General features: G+C 63.9%; 20 protein-coding genes. 12 read left to right on the top strand and 8 right to left on the bottom strand.

From position 1 onward, the window contains the following. Positions 1-137 precede the first annotated feature (137 nt). Positions 138-449 (top strand): ASCH domain-containing protein, encoded by a 312-nt coding sequence (locus ACSBP4_RS01730; RefSeq protein ID WP_435551200.1) that lies wholly within the window; start codon positions 138-140, stop codon positions 447-449. Between the two features lie 3 nt (positions 450-452). On the opposite strand, the gene ACSBP4_RS01725 is transcribed toward ACSBP4_RS01730, so the two are convergent. The 5 genes from ACSBP4_RS01725 to thpR form a co-directional block, all read right to left on the bottom strand. Further along, positions 453-776 (bottom strand): hypothetical protein, encoded by a 324-nt coding sequence (locus tag ACSBP4_RS01725; RefSeq protein ID WP_435551199.1) that lies wholly within the window; start codon positions 774-776, stop codon positions 453-455. Positions 777-912: 136 nt separating this feature from the next. Continuing rightward, positions 913-1,578 (bottom strand): translation initiation factor IF-6, encoded by a 666-nt coding sequence (locus tag ACSBP4_RS01720; protein WP_006648335.1) that lies wholly within the window; start codon positions 1,576-1,578, stop codon positions 913-915. 2 nt (positions 1,579-1,580) lie between these two features. Beyond that, positions 1,581-1,859, bottom strand: a complete 279-nt coding sequence (locus tag ACSBP4_RS01715; protein WP_006182969.1) for a 50S ribosomal protein L31e — start codon at positions 1,857-1,859, stop codon at positions 1,581-1,583. A gap of 2 nt (positions 1,860-1,861) precedes the next feature. Then, positions 1,862-2,014, bottom strand: coding sequence for a 50S ribosomal protein L39e (locus ACSBP4_RS01710; RefSeq protein ID WP_004267621.1), 153 nt, complete (start codon positions 2,012-2,014; stop codon positions 1,862-1,864). Between the two features lie 175 nt (positions 2,015-2,189). Continuing rightward, the gene (gene thpR / locus ACSBP4_RS01705) at positions 2,190-2,747 is read right to left on the bottom strand and encodes an RNA 2',3'-cyclic phosphodiesterase (RefSeq protein WP_435551198.1); all 558 of its coding nucleotides are present in this window, start codon (positions 2,745-2,747) and stop codon (positions 2,190-2,192) included. Positions 2,748-2,866: 119 nt separating this feature from the next. Between thpR and ACSBP4_RS01700 the strand changes: the two genes are divergently transcribed. From ACSBP4_RS01700 to ACSBP4_RS01685, 4 genes are all read left to right on the top strand, one after another. Further along, positions 2,867-4,519 (top strand): hydroxysqualene dehydroxylase, encoded by a 1,653-nt coding sequence (locus tag ACSBP4_RS01700; RefSeq protein WP_435551197.1) that lies wholly within the window; start codon positions 2,867-2,869, stop codon positions 4,517-4,519. A gap of 64 nt (positions 4,520-4,583) precedes the next feature. Beyond that, the gene (locus ACSBP4_RS01695; protein WP_049965357.1) at positions 4,584-5,522 is read left to right on the top strand and encodes a tetratricopeptide repeat protein; all 939 of its coding nucleotides are present in this window, start codon (positions 4,584-4,586) and stop codon (positions 5,520-5,522) included. A gap of 4 nt (positions 5,523-5,526) precedes the next feature. Continuing rightward, on the top strand, positions 5,527-5,817 hold the full coding sequence (locus tag ACSBP4_RS01690; RefSeq protein WP_435551196.1) for a DUF424 domain-containing protein: 291 nt from the start codon (positions 5,527-5,529) through the stop codon (positions 5,815-5,817). A gap of 572 nt (positions 5,818-6,389) precedes the next feature. Beyond that, positions 6,390-7,295 (top strand): halocin C8-like domain-containing protein, encoded by a 906-nt coding sequence (locus tag ACSBP4_RS01685; protein ID WP_435551195.1) that lies wholly within the window; start codon positions 6,390-6,392, stop codon positions 7,293-7,295. Positions 7,296-7,397: 102 nt separating this feature from the next. On the opposite strand, the gene ACSBP4_RS01680 is transcribed toward ACSBP4_RS01685, so the two are convergent. Beyond that, positions 7,398-9,002, bottom strand: a complete 1,605-nt coding sequence (locus ACSBP4_RS01680; RefSeq protein ID WP_435551194.1) for a PH domain-containing protein — start codon at positions 9,000-9,002, stop codon at positions 7,398-7,400. 597 nt (positions 9,003-9,599) lie between these two features. On the opposite strand from ACSBP4_RS01680, the gene ACSBP4_RS01675 reads away from it, so the two are divergent. Next, positions 9,600-9,800, top strand: coding sequence for a hypothetical protein (locus tag ACSBP4_RS01675; RefSeq protein ID WP_435551193.1), 201 nt, complete (start codon positions 9,600-9,602; stop codon positions 9,798-9,800). A gap of 43 nt (positions 9,801-9,843) precedes the next feature. Here ACSBP4_RS01675 and ACSBP4_RS01670 read toward each other — a convergent pair whose 3' ends face one another. Both ACSBP4_RS01670 and ACSBP4_RS01665 read right to left on the bottom strand, forming a co-directional pair. After that, on the bottom strand, positions 9,844-10,719 hold the full coding sequence (locus ACSBP4_RS01670; protein ID WP_435551192.1) for an ABC transporter permease: 876 nt from the start codon (positions 10,717-10,719) through the stop codon (positions 9,844-9,846). Further along, positions 10,716-11,702, bottom strand: coding sequence for an ABC transporter ATP-binding protein (locus ACSBP4_RS01665; protein ID WP_435551191.1), 987 nt, complete (start codon positions 11,700-11,702; stop codon positions 10,716-10,718). The genes ACSBP4_RS01670 and ACSBP4_RS01665 overlap by 4 nt, the downstream gene beginning before the upstream one ends. A 102-nt stretch (positions 11,703-11,804) precedes the next feature. On the opposite strand from ACSBP4_RS01665, the gene ACSBP4_RS01660 reads away from it, so the two are divergent. The 6 genes from ACSBP4_RS01660 to ACSBP4_RS01635 all read left to right on the top strand — a co-directional run bounded on the left by ACSBP4_RS01660 (position 11,805) and on the right by ACSBP4_RS01635 (position 16,755). Continuing rightward, entirely contained in the window at positions 11,805-12,146 is a 342-nt protein-coding gene (locus tag ACSBP4_RS01660; RefSeq protein WP_066299244.1) for an ArsR/SmtB family transcription factor, read from the top strand. Between the two features lie 5 nt (positions 12,147-12,151). Beyond that, positions 12,152-12,475 carry a hypothetical protein gene (locus ACSBP4_RS01655; RefSeq protein WP_049965353.1) on the top strand — a complete coding sequence of 108 codons (324 nt, stop codon included), beginning with the start codon at positions 12,152-12,154 and terminating at the stop codon, positions 12,473-12,475. Between the two features lie 43 nt (positions 12,476-12,518). Next, complete coding sequence (locus ACSBP4_RS01650; protein ID WP_049965352.1) at positions 12,519-12,854, top strand: DUF7521 family protein; 336 nt, start codon at positions 12,519-12,521, stop codon at positions 12,852-12,854. A gap of 11 nt (positions 12,855-12,865) precedes the next feature. After that, positions 12,866-13,717, top strand: a complete 852-nt coding sequence (locus tag ACSBP4_RS01645) for a sensor domain-containing protein (RefSeq protein WP_435551190.1) — start codon at positions 12,866-12,868, stop codon at positions 13,715-13,717. Between the two features lie 366 nt (positions 13,718-14,083). Then, entirely contained in the window at positions 14,084-15,331 is a 1,248-nt protein-coding gene (locus ACSBP4_RS01640; protein WP_435551189.1) for an aminotransferase class V-fold PLP-dependent enzyme, read from the top strand. Positions 15,332-16,083: 752 nt separating this feature from the next. Then, the gene (locus ACSBP4_RS01635; protein ID WP_435551188.1) at positions 16,084-16,755 is read left to right on the top strand and encodes a hypothetical protein; all 672 of its coding nucleotides are present in this window, start codon (positions 16,084-16,086) and stop codon (positions 16,753-16,755) included. Positions 16,756-16,775: the final 20 nt, after the last annotated feature.

Genomic DNA, 16,775 nt, shown 5'->3' with positions numbered 1-16,775 from the left:
GCAGGCAGTCGGAAGAATCTTCCCTTCCCATTCGACGGCCGCCGACCGACGCGAGGTGCCGGAGCGAGGGTCTCTCCCCGACGTTCCCCACGAGCGAAGGGTCAAGCGTTTTCCGACGGGCGATCGAACCCGGCCGCATGAGCGAACTCGATCCCGACGAGTTGTTGCCCAGCGAGCGAATGCGAGAGCAGGCCCTCGAGGGCGCGGTCACCCAGATCCATCGCGGCCAGCAGTATGCCAACGAAGGAGACACGTTCGTGATCGACGACACGACCTTCGAGGTGACTGCGGTTCGGGAGCGGACGCTCGGGGACCTGACCGACGAGGACGCCCGAGCCGAAGGGATGGACGATCTCGAGGGGTATCGACGCATGCTCGATCACGCTCACGAGAACTTCGAGTGGGACGACGACAGCGACGTCGTCCGCCATCGGTTCGAACGGCAGTAGGACTCAGTCCTCGAGTCGCCGAAGCGGCCGTTGTCCATCGTTTTCGACCGTACCGACCGGCGCGTTCGGGCGAGAGCGAGCGGGCGCGGGCGACGACGGCGACCGGGACGCCGCGAGCAGCCCCCACATGAGCCCGGTTGCGAGGAGGCCGACCGCGGCCAGCGACATGCCCATCGTCGCGAACGTGATCGCGTAGACGCCACCCAGCGCCATTTTGGGAACGCTCGTCGCGAGAGGGATCCGCGCGTTTACGTCCCGAAGCGCGGGCGCGAGAACGACCACCGAGAGCAGACTACCGGCCATGAAAAGCAAATCCTGCCAGACCATACAGAGGGTACTCGCCACCGAGTAAATATAGACATCGGTCGGGAACGGTCTCGAGAAGACGAAATACCGGCGTCAAGCGGCGTCGATCGCGGCCGCTCGAGAAGACGTGAGAATCGAAATCGGGGGGGACTGACCGTCAGTCGAGATAGCCCAGCGCGTCCTCGATCCGGCCGAGTTCGGGGCCGGTCGTGTCCTCGCCGACGACGTAGCCGGCCTCGTTGGCGATCAGGCCGGAGCCGACCAACGGCGCGCCGTAGTTGACCGTGCCGACGTCGGCCCGAACGTCCAGGGCCTCCTCGAGCGCGTCGAGTTCCTCGTCGGTAGCTTTCGGGTGACAGAGGACGCCGGTGTTGGTCGCCACCGCGGCGGTGCCGACGGTCCGGACCCCGGCGAGGTCGCCGCGCTCGACGGGGACCTCGAGGGTGTCTTCGACGATCCCGATCGCCTCGCGGGGCAGATCCGGATGGACGTAGGCCCCGTAATCGTTCGCGAGGACGACGTTGCCGGCAGCATTAATACTGCCGGGCAGTTCGGCGACGGGCACGTCGATCTCGTCCGCGAGGGTCTCGAGTTCGTACTCGAGGACCCGGGAGCTGACGAGCAGGCCGTTCTCGTTACCCGTCGCTAGGGCACCGACCGTCGAGGAGCCCCCGACGGTCGTGGGAACGACGGGGACCTCGAGTTCGTCGGACAGATCGGCGACGACGTCGTCGTCGACATCGTGGCGAACGAGTACGCACGAGTCGGTCGCGCGGGCGAAGACGCCGACGTAGGCCGACCCGGCGAAGGCGAGGCGTTGCAAGTTTAGTCGGCGACCTCGGCTTCGACGACCGCTTCGCCCTCTTCGTCGAAGCGGGCCGCGCGGACGCGAAGCTTTCGCGGCGGGTTCGAGCGCCCGTTCGACCAGACTTCCTCGTTGATCGAGGGGTCCAGTCGGATGGCGTCTTCCTCGACCGCGAAGTGTTTCGCGAGGTGTTCGCGGACCAGTCGCATTGCGTAGTCGGCGGCCTCGTGGTTCGCGCCCTTCTTGACGTCTCGCAGGGGAACGGTGACGACGCGTTCCTCGAAATCACTTGCACTCATCGTTACTCGTCAGTGTCGTTGCGCCGCCAGTTGCGTCGCTTGGGGTTGCGCTGGACTTCCATGTCCGTCTTCATCATGACCCAGGCCGGCACGCGGCTGTTCTGGTTCTCGAGTTTGGCAAGTCGCTTCTTCTTGCCCTTCGATTTCTTACCCATAGTAGCCGGACGTAGCCCGCGGTGGCTTAAAATCTTGTCCATCTGGTGGGGCCGGCCGGTCGGCCCTCGAACGGGCACGAGACCGCGCGAACACGTCCTGAAGACGGGGTTCGGTTCTCGAACCGCCGCCCGAGAACGGGCGTCACGTACGGCGAGGCCGGTCCGTCCCCGACAGTCACTCGAGCGGGAACGACGCCACGGTCGAATAGACCGGCCCCTCGTCGGTGAGGGTACTCTCGGTGAGTCGGACCTCGTCGACGCGGGCCTCGCCGATCGCCGGCTCGCGCTCCTCAACGAGTTCTTGGACCAGTTCCTTCCCGCCGGCGTGCGTCATCCGGGCGAGCGTGACGTGTGGCGTAAAGTCGTGGTCGTCGGGATCGAACCCCATCGCCGTCGTTCGGTCCTCGATGGCCTCGTGCAGCCGGGTCAGCTCCTCGCCGCCGTCCGCGACGCCCAGCCAGACGACGCTGATGTACTCGAGGCTCGGGAAGACACCCAGCCCGCCGTAGCGAACCGTGAAGGGGTCGACGGCGGCGTCGGCAACCGCCGCCCCGAGTGCCCGCTCGAGGGCCGGCAGTCGGTCCTCGTCCACGTCACCGAGGAACTTCATCGTGACGTGGGCCTGTGCCGGGTCGGTGAACTCGAGGCCGCTCGCGTCCGCGAACTCGTCTTGGAGATCGGCGACCGGCTCAGCGAGGTCGTTGGGGAGGTCGACGCTGGCGAACAGTCGCATACGCGGAGCCTCGTCGGCGGGCCACTCAAGCGTGACGGGTACCCGAACCGGCGGCGTCCGCCCCGGGCAGTTCGTAGTTAGGGGGTCGCGTTATGACGGCTGGGACCCCAGAGAGGGTAATGACCGACGTAGCCGTCCTCGGCGGCGGGATCGGCGGCCTCACCGCGGCCCACGAACTCGCCGAGCGGGGACTCGAGGTGACTGTCTTCGAGGCCAACGATCGCTTCGGCGGCAAAGCGCGCTCGATGCCGATCACGGACGAGCCGGACGCGTTACACGGCGAACACGGCTTCCGGTTCTTTCCGGCGTTCTACCGGCACGTCATCGAGACGATGGAGCGGATCCCCGACGGCGACGGGGTCGTCGCGGACAACCTCGTCGAGACCGAAGCGACCCTGATCGCGAGTACCGACGGTCAGGAACGGACCGCCGAGACGAAGACGCCCGACTCGGTCCGTGGCTGGCTCGCGGCGCTGCGCCCGGCCTTCGCCGAGGACCTGCCCCGTGAGGACGTTCGATACCTCCTCGAGCGACTGCTCTACCTGCTGACGGCCTGTCAGCAGCGACGCGAGGAGGAACTCGACGACGTCTCGTGGTGGGAGTTCATCGACGCGGAGAACCGCTCGCCGGAGTTCCGGGACCGACTCGCCTACGCCACGCAGGCGCTGGTCGCGCTCCGACCGCAGGTCGGCAGCGCCCGGACCGTCGGGACGATCTACCTGCAGTTGCTGTTCGGCCAGATCGACCCGACCGCGCCGACCGAGCGGATCCTGAACGCACCGACCAACGAGGCCTGGATCGACCCCTGGCTCCGCCACCTCGAGTCGCTGGGCGTCGATTTCCGGCCGGAGACGCCCGTTCGAGCCCTCGAGTTCGACGGCCACCGGGTCACGGGCGCCACGCTGGCGGGCGGTGAGACGGTCGCGGCCGACGACTACGTACTGGCGGTGCCGGTCGAGGTCGCTCCCGAGTTCGTCACGCCCCAACTGCGCCGGGCCGCACCGGAGCTGGGGCGGATCGAACGCCTCGAGACGGCCTGGATGAACGGGATTCAGTTCTACCTCTCGACGGACATCGAGCTGACGCGGGGGCATCAGGTCTACGCGGACGCCCCGTGGGCGCTGACCTCGATCTCACAGCGGCAGTTCTGGACCGACTACGACCTCGAGGGGCGCGGTCCCGACGGGGTCGAGGGCGTCCTGTCGGTGATCGCCTCCGACTGGGACACGCCGGGAATCGTCCACCAGAAGCCGGCCCGGGAGTGTACCCGCGAGGAGATCGCCGAGGAGATCTGGGCGCAGCTGAAAGCGCATCTGAACGGTCCCAACGAGCGACTGCGGGACGACCATCTCGTCGACTGGTTCCTCGATCCGTCGATCGTCGAGAGCGTTGCGTCTCCGACGCAACGCGCGGACGGCGGCGTCGAGAACCGCTCGCCACTCCTCATCAACACCGTCGGCTCGCTCCGGAACCGGCCGCCGGCCGACGTCGGCGTCCGAAACCTCGCGCTGGCCAGCGACTACGTGCGGACGAACTCGGATCTGGCCTCGATGGAGTCGGCCAACGAGGCCGGCCGACGGGCGGCAAACGCCGTCCTCGACCGACGCGGTGCCCGCTGCTCGCGGGCGCGGATCTGGGACCTCGAGGAGCCCGGCGTGTTCGAACCGTTCAAGCGCCAGGACCGGGTCCGGTACCGGCTCGGGCTCCCCCATCCGGCCGCGGTGACCCAGTCGCTGCGGGGCGTGACCAGGCGGCTCGGCGAGCGGATCTGATCCCTCGAGCCCCGTCGCTACCCGGGTCGCAGCCCTTAACAGTCGCCGTCGCCAATTCCTGCTAATGACTGATCGAGACGACGATCGCGACCATCAGTTCTCCGAGGGCGAGGGCTTCGGCGATCCCTACGAGGAGTTCGATCTGGATCCGCCGGAACTCGGCGTCGACCCCTCGAAGGTCGATCCCGTCGACTCCCGCGTCGTCACCGACACGCTGGACAAACACAACATCGATTCGGACGAGGTCGACGCCACCGAACTGCTCGACGTCGGCCTGAACTACATGCAGATCAACCGTTACGAGCAGGCCACCGAGGCCTTCGAGCGGACCGCCCGCTACGCCGAGGACGACCGTCTCGAGCAGGAGGCCTGGGTCAACAAGGGCGTCGCCCACGCCGAACTCGAGGAGTACGACGAGGCGATCGGGGCCCACCGCGAGGCGCTGCGGATCGACGACGAGAGCGAACACGCCGCCACCGCCGAGACGAACCTCGCCTACGCGCTCTGGGAGTTCGGCGAGACCACCGAGGCGCTCGAACACGCCGAACGCGCCATCGAGATCGACGAGCGCTTCGCCGCCGGCTGGTTCAACCGCGCGTTCTTCCTCTCGGAGCGCGGCCTCTCCGAGGAGGCGCTCCACTGCATCGACAACGCGATCCGGCTGGGCCTGCGCAACGCGAAGGTCTTAGAGGAGAAGGCCGAGATCCTCGAGGAACTCGGCGAGTTCGATCAGGCCGAGGAGATCGCCGAGGAGGCGAACGAGATGCGCGAGCGGGCCGAACAGGAGATGATGGACGACCGCAAGGAGACCCTCGGCGGGGGCCAGGGCGGCCCCGGCGGGGCCGGCGGCATGGGTGCCGGACCGGGCGCCGGCGGCCAGCCCGGACTGGGAACCGGCCGGCAGTCCCGTCCCCAGCAGGGCGACATCGGGCTCGAGGACCTGGGCCTGGGCGACCTCGACACCGGCGACGAGGACGAGGACCGCGAGTGGGAACTCGAGTGATCGGATGATCGTCAACGAGCGCGACACTCAGGAGGGGCTGCTGGTTTCGGTCTGCGACGAGGACGTGCTGGGCGAGACCTTCGAGGAGGGCGACCTCTCGCTGACCGTCACCGAGGAGTTCTACGGCGGCGACGCGGTCGAGGAGCGCGCGGTCGTCGAGAGCCTCGCGCAGGCCGACGTGGCCAACATCGTCGGCACCCGCGCCGTCGAACTCGCCGTCGAGGAGGGCTTCATTGACGAGGCGAACGTCCTCGAGGTCGGGGCGACGCTGCACGCGCAACTGCTGTGGATGTAGCGCTCGCGGGCGGCGTTCAAAGACAGTGGAAGCAATCCGATCGAGCGGACACCAATCGATTTGAACCCGGGGACGGCTCGAAGACCCCGTTTTTCGAGAGACGAAACGGGTTTTCACGGGAGGAATTCTGACCGTTTACGCCCCGAAAGCGACGAGGAGAATGGATTGAGACACGACGGTGTACGCGAAATACGGAGCGGAAACGGACGACAGAATCCTGCGACATGCCGTTTTCGAACCTCATGAGTCGACGCGTTTGCGTAGCAGCGAGGCGGCAGAACCTCTCTTCGTGACCCGCTTTCACGACCACCAGTTCAGTAATATCACGGCCCTCTTATCAGACTAATAATCAATCCCCTAAGTTACCGAGCGTTCACTCCCTCCCGCGGCTTCCGCTGCGGTATTCTCATATCGGCCTATTAGACCGCTCAAACCATCGTAGACGGTGTATTCATTCCGAGGTCGGAAATAGCATGTCAAATATTTACCACACCACCAACCAGTAACATTCTTCATACATATCTATGATCGTTAGAAAAATTCTTAATTTCTAATCTTTATATACTAGATGGATGCCCGATGAAGACAGCAAAATAGACAGGCGCAACGTGCTAAAAGGACTTAGCAGTGCCGGGCTGGTCGGAATCGGGGCATCGATGTCGGTATCTGTTGCAGCAGCCGACGGTACGTCGTCAGATCCGATCACGATTCTCGAAGGTCGGGAAAAGCTTAGGGTCGCTGGCGAAATCAAAGAAACTCGGGCGTTCGCCGATCTGCTCGAGACGGCAACCGAGCTGGGTTACGAGTTCGAGTTTGAGGCCGACGCTATCGATGCGGGTCGAGTTGAGGCCGATACACTGCGCCGTGAGGTCGTCGCGTATGAACTCGAAGACGTCGAGTCGGACGCTCGTGCTGGGATCATTATCGGCCGGAACCTGGACACGCACGAGATTGAGTTCGCGCAGTTTGATGTCGAGTACTATTACGACGACGGACTCCTTGAAAAAGTAGACCGATACGAACTGTCCGTGAGCGACTATCCGTCGGAAACGGGCCTCAGTTCCGCGGCCAGTACTGAGCCGACAATCGAAAAGCGTGAGATTCGACCCGACGAGGCGTCGGTCCGGCAGTTCACGAACGACCTGCAACGAGCTAATGCCGTCACGCCGGCGCAGTCGTTACCTGATCTCCCCGACGAATTGAACATCAATTCGTGTAGTGGTTGTTACTACGCTTCGAAGCTGATCTGTCGGAACGTGTGCGGGGCGTTCGGCGGATTCCTCTGTGGACTGCTCGGGATCACGGTCGTCGGACCGGTGGGCTGCGTCGCGTTCGTAAAAGGAGTCTGTTGGGTCGCTGAGAGAGCAAGCGGTTGCGGTGACGACGTTGCAGCTACCCTCTGTAAATCGTCCGGGCTCGGTGTCTGTGGACCAGACGCTGACGGTGATATCATCGACGTCGATATCCCGTACTTCTGAGGGCGACACGAACGCACATCGTCTTCGAAGCGGTCCACGCGACTCGGACCGCTCCGCCTGACTCGGAACTTCTTTCGAATATCCGGACGAACGCCAGCGAACTCACGCAATCCCGTCGGGAAATTGATTGTTTTGTGCGCGGTCCCGGAGCGACCGCTGTAGGTTCCCCCGACTGGTGCGATGAATTTCTCGAGCCGCCTGTAGGTCAATATCGTAGATCACAGGCGTTCTCCAGGCGAACGTCCGTGAACTGGCTGTGTCCACGACGAGAGAGGCGAGTCCGAGCCGGCGTTGGAAGATCGATTGACGCGTCGAGACGGTCTGGATTCGGTAGTAGGGAACGATGGTCGTCCGGCGCCGCCAGAACCCGCGTCGGATAACGAGGCACTCGTCGCCGACGACGTACCCCAAATGGACGTATTTCAGATGGGCAGCCAACGGAACGACCGCGAAGGTGAGAACGGTATACTGCCACCGCTCGATGGTAGAGAACCGGGTGATAGCGAAGGCAGTACCGACTACACCGGCAGCCACGAGCGAGTAGCGGACGAGATATCGGCGTCGAGCGGTCGTCGGTGGACGCCGAAACTGCGGTCGGTCGATACTGGTAAGCGATTCCCCGAAGCGGAAGACGCGAGATGCGTCGGCGAGGGGAACGACCGATTGACTACTGCCGCCGCTTCTGGGTCCGTACCCAGCAGTTTCGACCCACAGTCCGGCGTAGCCGACGAATCGTTGCAGGGGATTGTCGGTCACCGTTACGGACTGGACTTTATCGAACGGGACCGATCCGCTGTACCGTCGACCCAGACCTCGTTCATAGACAAGATCAGAGCCCTGTCGACCGAGGTAGAGCCCGTAGTAGGTGCCGATCTTGTAGAGGATACTGGCGAGATACGTGAGGAGTACCCATTGGATCGCGGCGATCACGAGTAACACGACGAGAGAACTGCCCGCAGCACCCTCGAGCGATACAGGCCCGCCGAAGGGACGGGCGATCTCAAACATGAACTGCGGCAACAGCGCGGATCGAAGATCGCCGTCAGTTATCCAGAGAAATAGCAGGAGCGGAAAGAGTACGGTGTCCCATCGGAACGAGGAAACGGCGTACAGCAGTAGTTCGCGGTGTTTCAGTTCGAACAACAGCGTCGGTTCGCGATCCGTTCGAGCGGGTTCCTCGTGGCCGGTGTCGCCGGAACCCGCACCACTGCTTGACTCCGTTGTAGCTGCTCTGTCGGCATCATCGGTTGTGTCAGCGGCGACCGTCCGGCGGCGTATCTCCCTCCGAATCCGATCGGCTTCGTCCTCGCCGACGAAATCCAGCATCGCTTCGGTGTCGCTGTCGCCGGCCGTCTCGATCGAGACGACGGCCAATCCGAGCAGTCGCTGGGCGATACGTTGTGACACATCGACGTTCTGAATCCGCCGATACGGGATCTCGCGGGAACGCCGGGCGAAGACACCGGAGGTGATGTCGAACGTGTCTGGCGTGATCTCATAGGTGAATCGGTAATAGTACGTGAGACCGTAACAGACACCAGCGATGAATCCGATGGGACTGAGACGAAGTGCCCAGATCAGATCGATCGGGAAGATGCTGGCCGCAATCATACCGAAGAAAATCGGTGCCGAGAATCCGAGGAATCCCCTCCGGAACGCGATTCGCACTGCACTTAACGGGTGTAAGTGATTGACGTCAGATGCCATTGGAAACTGCAGTTCAAACGCCGGTCCGTTACGGTATCCTCTGGACGGTGGTGCGGTGGAGTATTTCTGTTTCCGTCCACGCTGTACTGGTGAACTCGTGATTTGGGATCCGGGACTCAGAGCGACATAGTCGATCCGTCTTCGGTCAGTCTGGCTGATGATCACCGCGTTCCAGTACGGCGAACTCGGTCCGACGGCCACTGTTTGCGAGGGGCATCCCACGGACCGACCTTTCGGCGACTTACGGGAGGAACGTCGCGAAGAAACTCAGCAGGCGATCGAGCAGTTCGTTCTTTTCGTTCTCCTCGTCGTCAGTGCCTGCATCGGTGTCGGACTGGGAACCCATAGTGACTCATATTCCCAGTACGCACATATATTTTGTGCAGAGTGCGAAGAAATATTCGCTGGGGTTATTCGAACGACCGAAGCGAACGCGACTATCGGGTTTTCTGCAGCGGGAATTTGCGAGACTTCCTCGAAGAGCGGCCGCCGAACCGGCACCAAAACAGTTTGAAGACACCGATATGTCGATCGGTCTGGCCCGCACCGTCTTGTTAGCGAGAAAGTATTAACTCGTTGTGAAACGATGGCTGAGGTATGGAAAGCGTCAGGACCGGGTTCGGCGGTGAAGTCTCGATCGAGATCGCGGCGCTCGTCGTTGCAGTCGGGGCGGCGCTGTTGTTGCTCGGGTTCCCTCTCGCTATCGGGCGCAACCTCGGAGCGAGCATCGCCGAAGTCGTCGTTACCGGGGCCGCAGCCGGTATCGCGTACTATCTCGGGCTCCGCATGCGATCCTAACCGGCTACGGACACCGGCCCGGTGGCCGCCGCAGCTCGAGCGTTCAGAGATCGGTTCGCTTGAACCGGTAGTAGCCGATCGCGACGGGCACGGCCAGCCAGGCGAGCATGACGACGACGCCGAACCAGTCCTGCAGATAGAACGGTGCGTCGCCCGGGAACCGCTCGGCAGGGGTCATCTGATAGGCCTCCATCGACTGCAGGCCGTACTGGAACTGGAAGGGGTAGATCGTCCCCTCGACGACGCTGCTGGCCAGATTGGTGTACGAGAAGATGGGATTGAACTGCTCGAGGAGGAGATACCACGTCTTGGCCTCGATCGGCGGCCCCTCGTCGTAGAGGAGGTAGTACGGCCCGGCAGTGAGCAGTTCCCAGAGCGCGACGAACACCATGTAGCACCCGACGACGACGGCCATCGACTTGCCACGCGAGGAGACGGCCGCGGAGACACCGACGGCCAGTCCGACGAAGGTCGTCCCGAACAGCAGGGAGACGGCGGCGAAACCCAGCCAGTCGACGAACGGCACCGAGCGGAAGAAGACGGCACCGAGGACGAGCGAGGCGAGGAACGCGAGGCCGACCGCCACCCCGACGACCGCCGTGCGGCCCAGCAGCTTGCCGAAGACGACGTCGGTCCGGTTCGGCGGCAGGCCGAGCAGGAGCTTGATGCTGCCCGATCGGCGCTCGCCGACGACGGCCATGTAGCCGGCGATCAGCGCGGCGACCGGAATGATCACCTGCAGCGGGAGCCCGAGGAAGTTCAGAACCTCGGCCGCGGTCACGTCGTCGGTCGTGTACCAGATCGCGGTGTAGCCGATCGCGACCAGCCCGACGAGCAGCCCGATCAGCGACCAGAGGAGCTTCGACCGGCCGGCGTCGTCGAACTCCTTGCGGGCGACGGTCGGAATGTGCGAGGTCATCGGGTCACCTCCGGTTCGACCGCGGTCGCGTCCGCCTCGGCCGTCCCCGTTATCCCCTCGTTCTCGGCCGCGTCGCCGTTCGTCAGGGCGGTGAACAGCGACTCGAGGGAGACCTCCTCGATCCGCACGTCGTCGATCGTCGCGCCCGCGCCGGCGACGGCGGTCACAGCGTCGGCCTTCGCGGCCGGATCGGTGACCGTGCACTCGAGGGTGCGCCCGGACGCGGTCACGTCGGTGATCCCGGACCGGTCGCGGAGGAGGTCGCGGGCGTCGGCCGCGCTCCGATCGCCCAGCGTCAGCGTCAGCGTCGCGCCGCCACCGAGTTCCTCGCGTAGCCCCGCGATCGTGTCGACGGCGACGAGTTCGCCCTCGTTCAACACGCCGACGCGGTCACAGACCGCCTCGACGTGTTCGAGGATGTGACTCGAGAAGAAGACCGTCGTCCCGCGCTCGGCCTCGCGACGGACGAGGTCCTGCATCTCGCGGATGCCGTGGGGATCGAGCCCGGTCGAGGGCTCGTCCATGATCAGCAGGTCGGGGTCGCCGACCAGTGCCATGCCGGTCGCGAGCCGCTGGCGCATCCCCTTCGAGTAGTCGCCGGCCGGCCGCTCGGCGTCCGCGGGATCGAGCCCGACCCGCTCGAGGAGGTCGTCGGGGTCGTCGTCGGCCCCCTTCGTCTTGGCGGCGAACTCGATATGGCGGCGGCCGGACAGCCGGGGGTAGACGTCGAACCCCTCGGGGAGGACGCCGACGCGGGGGCTGATCGCGTCGGCCTCGGCCTGGGCGTCGTAGCCCAGCACCGTCGCCGACCCCGCGGTCGGCCGCGCGAAATCGAGTAGCATGTTGATCGTCGTCGATTTCCCCGCGCCGTTGGGGCCGAGGAAGCCGAACACCTCGCCGTCGTCGACGGTCAGATCCAGGTCGTCGACGGCGGTGAGATCGCCGTACTCCTTGGTCAGACCGGTCGTTTCGATGGCAACCATCTCGAGCGAGGCTACGGCGGACACGTGTATAGTGCTGGAACCACGGTTTCACGGCCGGAAACTGTGGGGTCTTTTATATCGTCCTGTCATACGAACGATCGAATGACCGACGATGAGGACGAGGAAGTACTCGCCTTACTCGACGACGAGTACGCGCGTCGCATCCTCATCGCGGCCAGCGAGGAACCGATGTCCGTCGACCGCCTCACCGAACGCTGCGACGCTTCGCCGCCGACGATCTACCGGCGGATCGAGCGGCTCGCGGACCAGGGGTTCCTCGACGAGTATCAGGAACTCGATCCCGATGGACACCACTACAAGACCTACAGCACGCGACTCGAGCGCGTGGCGATCGAGATCGCCGAGGGCTCGATGGAGATGGACGTGTACCGCCGCGACGAGGATCCCGCCGACCGGTTTACCAGACTGTTCGAAGACCTGTGAGCGTCATGTTCGGACCACTACTACAAACGGTCGAAAGCGAAGGCGGGACGACGGCGATCGCCGTCGCCGTCTTCCTCGGGCAGGCGACGGCGTTCGTGGTCGCGTGCTGGATCGCAAAGCGGTCCTACGACGGCTACCGGGACGTCCGCCGGAAGCCCCTGCTGTGGCTCGCGCTCGGGATCACGCTGCTGGCCGCGGTGCCGACGGTCCTTCGGTTCCTGTTACCGACGGTACTCGGTGCGTCGTCGGTGACGACGTCCGTCCTCGCGACGAGCAGCGAGATCGCGGGCCTGGTCGCGATCCTCTATACCGTCTACGGGCGGCCGTGACCGATAGCGGCCGACCCGCTCGAGCGAGCGCGAGGTGGGGCCGATGACCGGGCCCGGGCTCGCGACGGCCGCGCTCGAGACGACCGTCTTCGGGCTCGACGAGGCGACGACGATCTTCCTGACGGGGCTGACAAGCGCCGCGCTCGGAACGGTCGTGGCGTGGACGGCCTATCGGGGGTACGCGCGAAACGACAGTCGGCCGATGCTGTTTCTGGCCGTCGGCATCGCCCTCCTCACGGTCGTACCGTTCGTCTCGTCGTACGCGGTCGACTGGGGCACCGACGCGACCGACGCGACGGTGTTGCTGGTCGTCACCGTCTCGCACCTGCTCGGACTGCTCGCGATCGTTCGCTCGTTCAGGAGGCCCGATTCGACATGACATCCACACCCATGACTTCAGCACGTACGACAGTCGGAACCGTATTCGACCGCGTCCGCGCCTGGAGCCGCTGGTTCTTCGGCGTCGTCGCCCGCAAGCGGACCTACGCCAACATCGCGTACCTGCTGCTGTCGTTCCCGCTCGGGATCGGCTACTTCACCGTCCTCGTGACCGGCGCGGCGATCCCGATCGGGCTCGGGTTCGCGGTCGTCGATATGGCCATGACGGAGCCGATCGCGTTGCTTATCGCCGGGATTCCGCTCTCGTTGGTCCTGGTGTGTATCGGCGGCCCGCTCGTGGCCGGCGTCCTGTTCGCGTCGATCGAACTGACCGCCCTCGAGCGGCTGCTGGCGACGCGGTTGCTCGGTGCGGACGTCCGGACCGGCGAGCCGGCCAGCACCATCCGCGAGCGGGCCCGCCGGCTCGTCTTCGATCGAGGGACGTGGAAGGGAGTCGGCTACCTGTTCAGCAAGTTCGTGTTCGGACTCTGCTCGTTTATCGCGGTCATCATGGGGTTTGCGTTCACGTACGTCCTCGTCGCCGCACCGCTTCACTACCGGAACCAGCTGGTCGGGATCCACATCGGCGACCCGATCGAGATCGTCCCCGAACTCACCTACCAGCACGAGGACTGGGCCATCGACCTGACCTCGCCGATCCCGCTGTCGATCACCGACGGCGAACTGGTGTCGGTGTACGTCGACGCGCTGCCGTCGGCGCTCGTCGTCTCGGCCGTCGGCGTCCTCGTCGGACTGGTCATCCTCCATCTGCTCAACGCCGTCGCGTGGCTGTTCGCCCGGTACGCGGAGCTGGTGTTGGACGGCACCCAGCCGTCGGTCTTCAGCGAACCGCCGACGGAGTGAACCACGCGGCCACCGTGGCTCGCCGTCTCCGGTCCCGCATCCGTCGGTCCGCAGCCGGGCTCGTCACTCGCGCCGTCGGCGTCCCAAAATCGTTTGGAGGTAGCCGTATCCCCGTGGCGCTCCACGTACCCACTGCGGCAGGGCACCCACCAGATCCGACCCCACTCCCCCCCTGCCGTCACCTCCCGAACCCCGCCTCACCCCACCCCCTTCCTCCCCACCCACCGTCCGTTTCGCCCACGCGTCCGAAGCCGACCGGCCGGCGATCGCGGCCCCGAACCGACGCGGCCGATTCGACGCGATTCCGGAACGTCGGCCACCGCTGGACCGAAGGAGTGTTTTGCGTGCGGTCCCTGCTAGTCGCCAATGAGTCAACAGAACCTCGAGGCGCTCGACGTCGGGGCGATCCGGGAGGAGTTCCCCATCCTCCAGCGGGAGTTCAGTGGCGAGCAACTCGTCTACCTCGACAACGCGGCGACGACCCAGACGCCGGACCCGGTCGTCGACGCGATGAGCGACTACTACCGCGAGTACAACGCCAACGTTCACCGCGGCATCCACCACCTCAGCCAGGAGGCCTCGATCGCCTACGAGGAGGCCCACGACCGCGTCGCCGAGTTCATCGGGGCCAGCGGCGGCCGCGAGGAGATCGTCTTCACGAAGAACACGACCGAAGCCGAGAACCTCGTCGCCTACTCGTGGGGACTGAACGAACTCGGCCCCGGCGACGAGATCGTGCTGACCGAGATGGAACACCACGCCTCGCTGGTCACGTGGCAACAGATCGGCAAGCGCACCGGGGCCGAGGTGAAGTATATCCGGATCGACGAGGACGGCCGCCTCGACATGGACCACGCGAGCGAGATCATCACCGACGACACCGCGATGGTCTCGGCGGTCCACGTCTCGAACACGCTCGGCACGGTCAACCCCGTGTCCGACCTGGTCGACATCGCCCACGACCACGACGCGCTGGCCTTCATCGACGGCGCACAGGCCGTCCCCAACCGCCCCGTCGACGTCGCGGCGATCGACGCCGACTTCTACGCCTTCTCCGGTCACAAGATGGCCGGCCCCACCGGCATCGGCGCGCTCTACGGCAAGAAAGCGATCCTCGAGGACATGCAACCCTACCTCTACGGCGGCGGCATGATCCGCAAGGTCACCTTCGAGGACTCCACCTGGGACGACCTCCCCTGGAAATTCGAACCCGGCACGCCACAGATCGCGGAAGCCGTCGGGCTCGTGGCCGCCATCGACTACCTCGAGGAGATCGGCATGGAACGCATCGAGGCCCACGAGGAGGAACTGGCCCGCTACGCCTACGAACAGCTCGACGCCGAGCCCGGCATCGAGATCTACGGCCCCGAGCCCGGCCCCGAACGCGGCGGCCTCGTTGGGTTCAACTTGGAGAGCGTCCACGCCCACGACCTGGCCTCGATCATGAACGACCACGCGGTCGCGATCCGCGCCGGCGATCACTGTACCCAGCCGCTACACGACAAGCTCGGGGTGGCCGCGTCGGCTCGCGCCTCGTTCTACATCTACAACACGAAAGAAGAAGTCGACAAACTGGTCGACGCCATTGACGACGCGCGTCAGCTGTTTAGCTGACGCTCGAACGTCTCCCTGTTCCGTGAGAGGATCAAAGCGGCGGACCGATCATGCAAAGAGTTACTTCGCATAATCGGTGTTCTGATTTCACAACGGTTCGTCGACCCGCCATCTAGTTGCGTTGCCCTTAGTATAGATTCTTACCTGACAGCCAGTGAGGAGATCTGGCAGAGTACGATAGGTCTATTTGTTTTGGGTTTGAGAGGTGTGGTATGTCGCGCGGGACTGGTCGGGGAGACAATGCTGCGAAGCGAGCGAGTCAGATCTATGAAGATCTCCATCGAGGGTTATCTCGTGCCATTGAGAGTTCACGATCCTACGATCGAAAAAACGCAAATCGCTTTCCTTTCCCACCACAAACGCTACAAACGTTACTCCTTAGAGTAACCCGTGAGTATTCACTCCCCCTGACCCATACGTGGACCTCCGAAGGGGCTCAGTTTTTTACACATCAATCGGGTAGCGGGACGACGAACAGGCTCGGTCCTGATGTGGACTCCTACGCCGAGGTCGCTTTCGAAACCACCATTCATCAGTCATTGATGCCCTCCCAGTCGCGGGTTCGTTCGAATCGCCCCAACATGAGAGGGCGAGGAGGGGGTGATGCCCCAAGTCCTCGTTCACCCCACACTCCATCATTAGGAGCTTTGGAAGCGTTCTTCGATCCACTCGTCCGGTCTGCGAGTGAGTATATGCCGAGTCACAAGCGCTCTCACGAGCTTACAATTGCGCAACGCGAATTTCAATGCGTCGTGCTTGAGGATCATTTCCCTGAGGAACGGCGTCGGCTCATGACCGCTGGCTTGGAGTTACAGAATCTCCTCGATGACGTTGCACGGAAACTACCAGCTCCCGACGACGGTAACAGGTCACTGCTTGCTGACGTTGACGCAGGCTCTGGAAGCCACTATCGCATCAGTATGTTGGACGAATTTGAGCGGATTGAGTCTAAGTTGTCGACAATATTCTTCCAGACTGTCGCCTCAGACCTACTCGATACAGTCATTGTCGTTGACTCAGCGCAGGGGGCTGATAGCTCTCAGAACACACCTGACAGTGGTGATTCCGAAGCGGGTCAGGTGGAAGCCGAGGATGACAAAGAATCGGCAGCAGAGCGCCAGGATCGGTGGAGGAAATCGCTCGCGGACACGTTACACGAAGCTACGGAGATTTCAAAGTTGGCCTTCGAAACAGTACTCGATCCGGGAGAGTCCGTCACAAATCCAAAAGCACGGTTCGTACTCACGAAAGAGTTCTTCGAGGACACAACATGGCCGCTGCTCATGAACTGTGTCGCAGTCCGTCATATTCGAGGTCCACAGAAAAATGAATATGAAGAAATCCTCAGAGCCAGTCTTGATAGCAAGTACCCGGAGTACCAACAACACTATCAGGAGTATCTGAGGGAGCTGAGAAAGCTCTAACCAGCAACGCTATGCTCAGG

Source organism: Natrinema sp. CGMCC1.2065 (assembly GCF_051225675.1).
Taxonomy (GTDB): domain Archaea; phylum Halobacteriota; class Halobacteria; order Halobacteriales; family Natrialbaceae; genus Natrinema; species Natrinema thermotolerans.
This window is presented reverse-complemented; position numbering and strand designations above follow the sequence as displayed.

Bases quoted from the DNA above. Each gene is read 5' to 3' on its own strand.
- ACSBP4_RS01730 (WP_435551200.1), top strand. From the start codon at position 138: ATGAGCGAACTCGATCCCGACGAGTTGTTGCCCAGCGAGCGAATGCGA.
- ACSBP4_RS01725 (WP_435551199.1), bottom strand. From the start codon at position 776: ATGGTCTGGCAGGATTTGCTTTTCATGGCCGGTAGTCTGCTCTCGGTG.
- ACSBP4_RS01715 (WP_006182969.1), bottom strand. From the start codon at position 1,859: ATGAGTGCAAGTGATTTCGAGGAACGCGTCGTCACCGTTCCCCTGCGA.
- ACSBP4_RS01710 (WP_004267621.1), bottom strand. From the start codon at position 2,014: ATGGGTAAGAAATCGAAGGGCAAGAAGAAGCGACTTGCCAAACTCGAG.
- thpR (WP_435551198.1), bottom strand. From the start codon at position 2,747: ATGCGACTGTTCGCCAGCGTCGACCTCCCCAACGACCTCGCTGAGCCG.
- ACSBP4_RS01700 (WP_435551197.1), top strand. From the start codon at position 2,867: ATGACCGACGTAGCCGTCCTCGGCGGCGGGATCGGCGGCCTCACCGCG.
- ACSBP4_RS01695 (WP_049965357.1), top strand. From the start codon at position 4,584: ATGACTGATCGAGACGACGATCGCGACCATCAGTTCTCCGAGGGCGAG.
- ACSBP4_RS01690 (WP_435551196.1), top strand. From the start codon at position 5,527: ATGATCGTCAACGAGCGCGACACTCAGGAGGGGCTGCTGGTTTCGGTC.
- ACSBP4_RS01685 (WP_435551195.1), top strand. From the start codon at position 6,390: ATGCCCGATGAAGACAGCAAAATAGACAGGCGCAACGTGCTAAAAGGA.
- ACSBP4_RS01680 (WP_435551194.1), bottom strand. From the start codon at position 9,002: ATGGCATCTGACGTCAATCACTTACACCCGTTAAGTGCAGTGCGAATC.
- ACSBP4_RS01675 (WP_435551193.1), top strand. From the start codon at position 9,600: ATGGAAAGCGTCAGGACCGGGTTCGGCGGTGAAGTCTCGATCGAGATC.
- ACSBP4_RS01670 (WP_435551192.1), bottom strand. From the start codon at position 10,719: ATGACCTCGCACATTCCGACCGTCGCCCGCAAGGAGTTCGACGACGCC.
- ACSBP4_RS01665 (WP_435551191.1), bottom strand. From the start codon at position 11,702: ATGGTTGCCATCGAAACGACCGGTCTGACCAAGGAGTACGGCGATCTC.
- ACSBP4_RS01660 (WP_066299244.1), top strand. From the start codon at position 11,805: ATGACCGACGATGAGGACGAGGAAGTACTCGCCTTACTCGACGACGAG.
- ACSBP4_RS01655 (WP_049965353.1), top strand. From the start codon at position 12,152: ATGTTCGGACCACTACTACAAACGGTCGAAAGCGAAGGCGGGACGACG.
- ACSBP4_RS01650 (WP_049965352.1), top strand. From the start codon at position 12,519: ATGACCGGGCCCGGGCTCGCGACGGCCGCGCTCGAGACGACCGTCTTC.
- ACSBP4_RS01645 (WP_435551190.1), top strand. From the start codon at position 12,866: ATGACTTCAGCACGTACGACAGTCGGAACCGTATTCGACCGCGTCCGC.
- ACSBP4_RS01640 (WP_435551189.1), top strand. From the start codon at position 14,084: ATGAGTCAACAGAACCTCGAGGCGCTCGACGTCGGGGCGATCCGGGAG.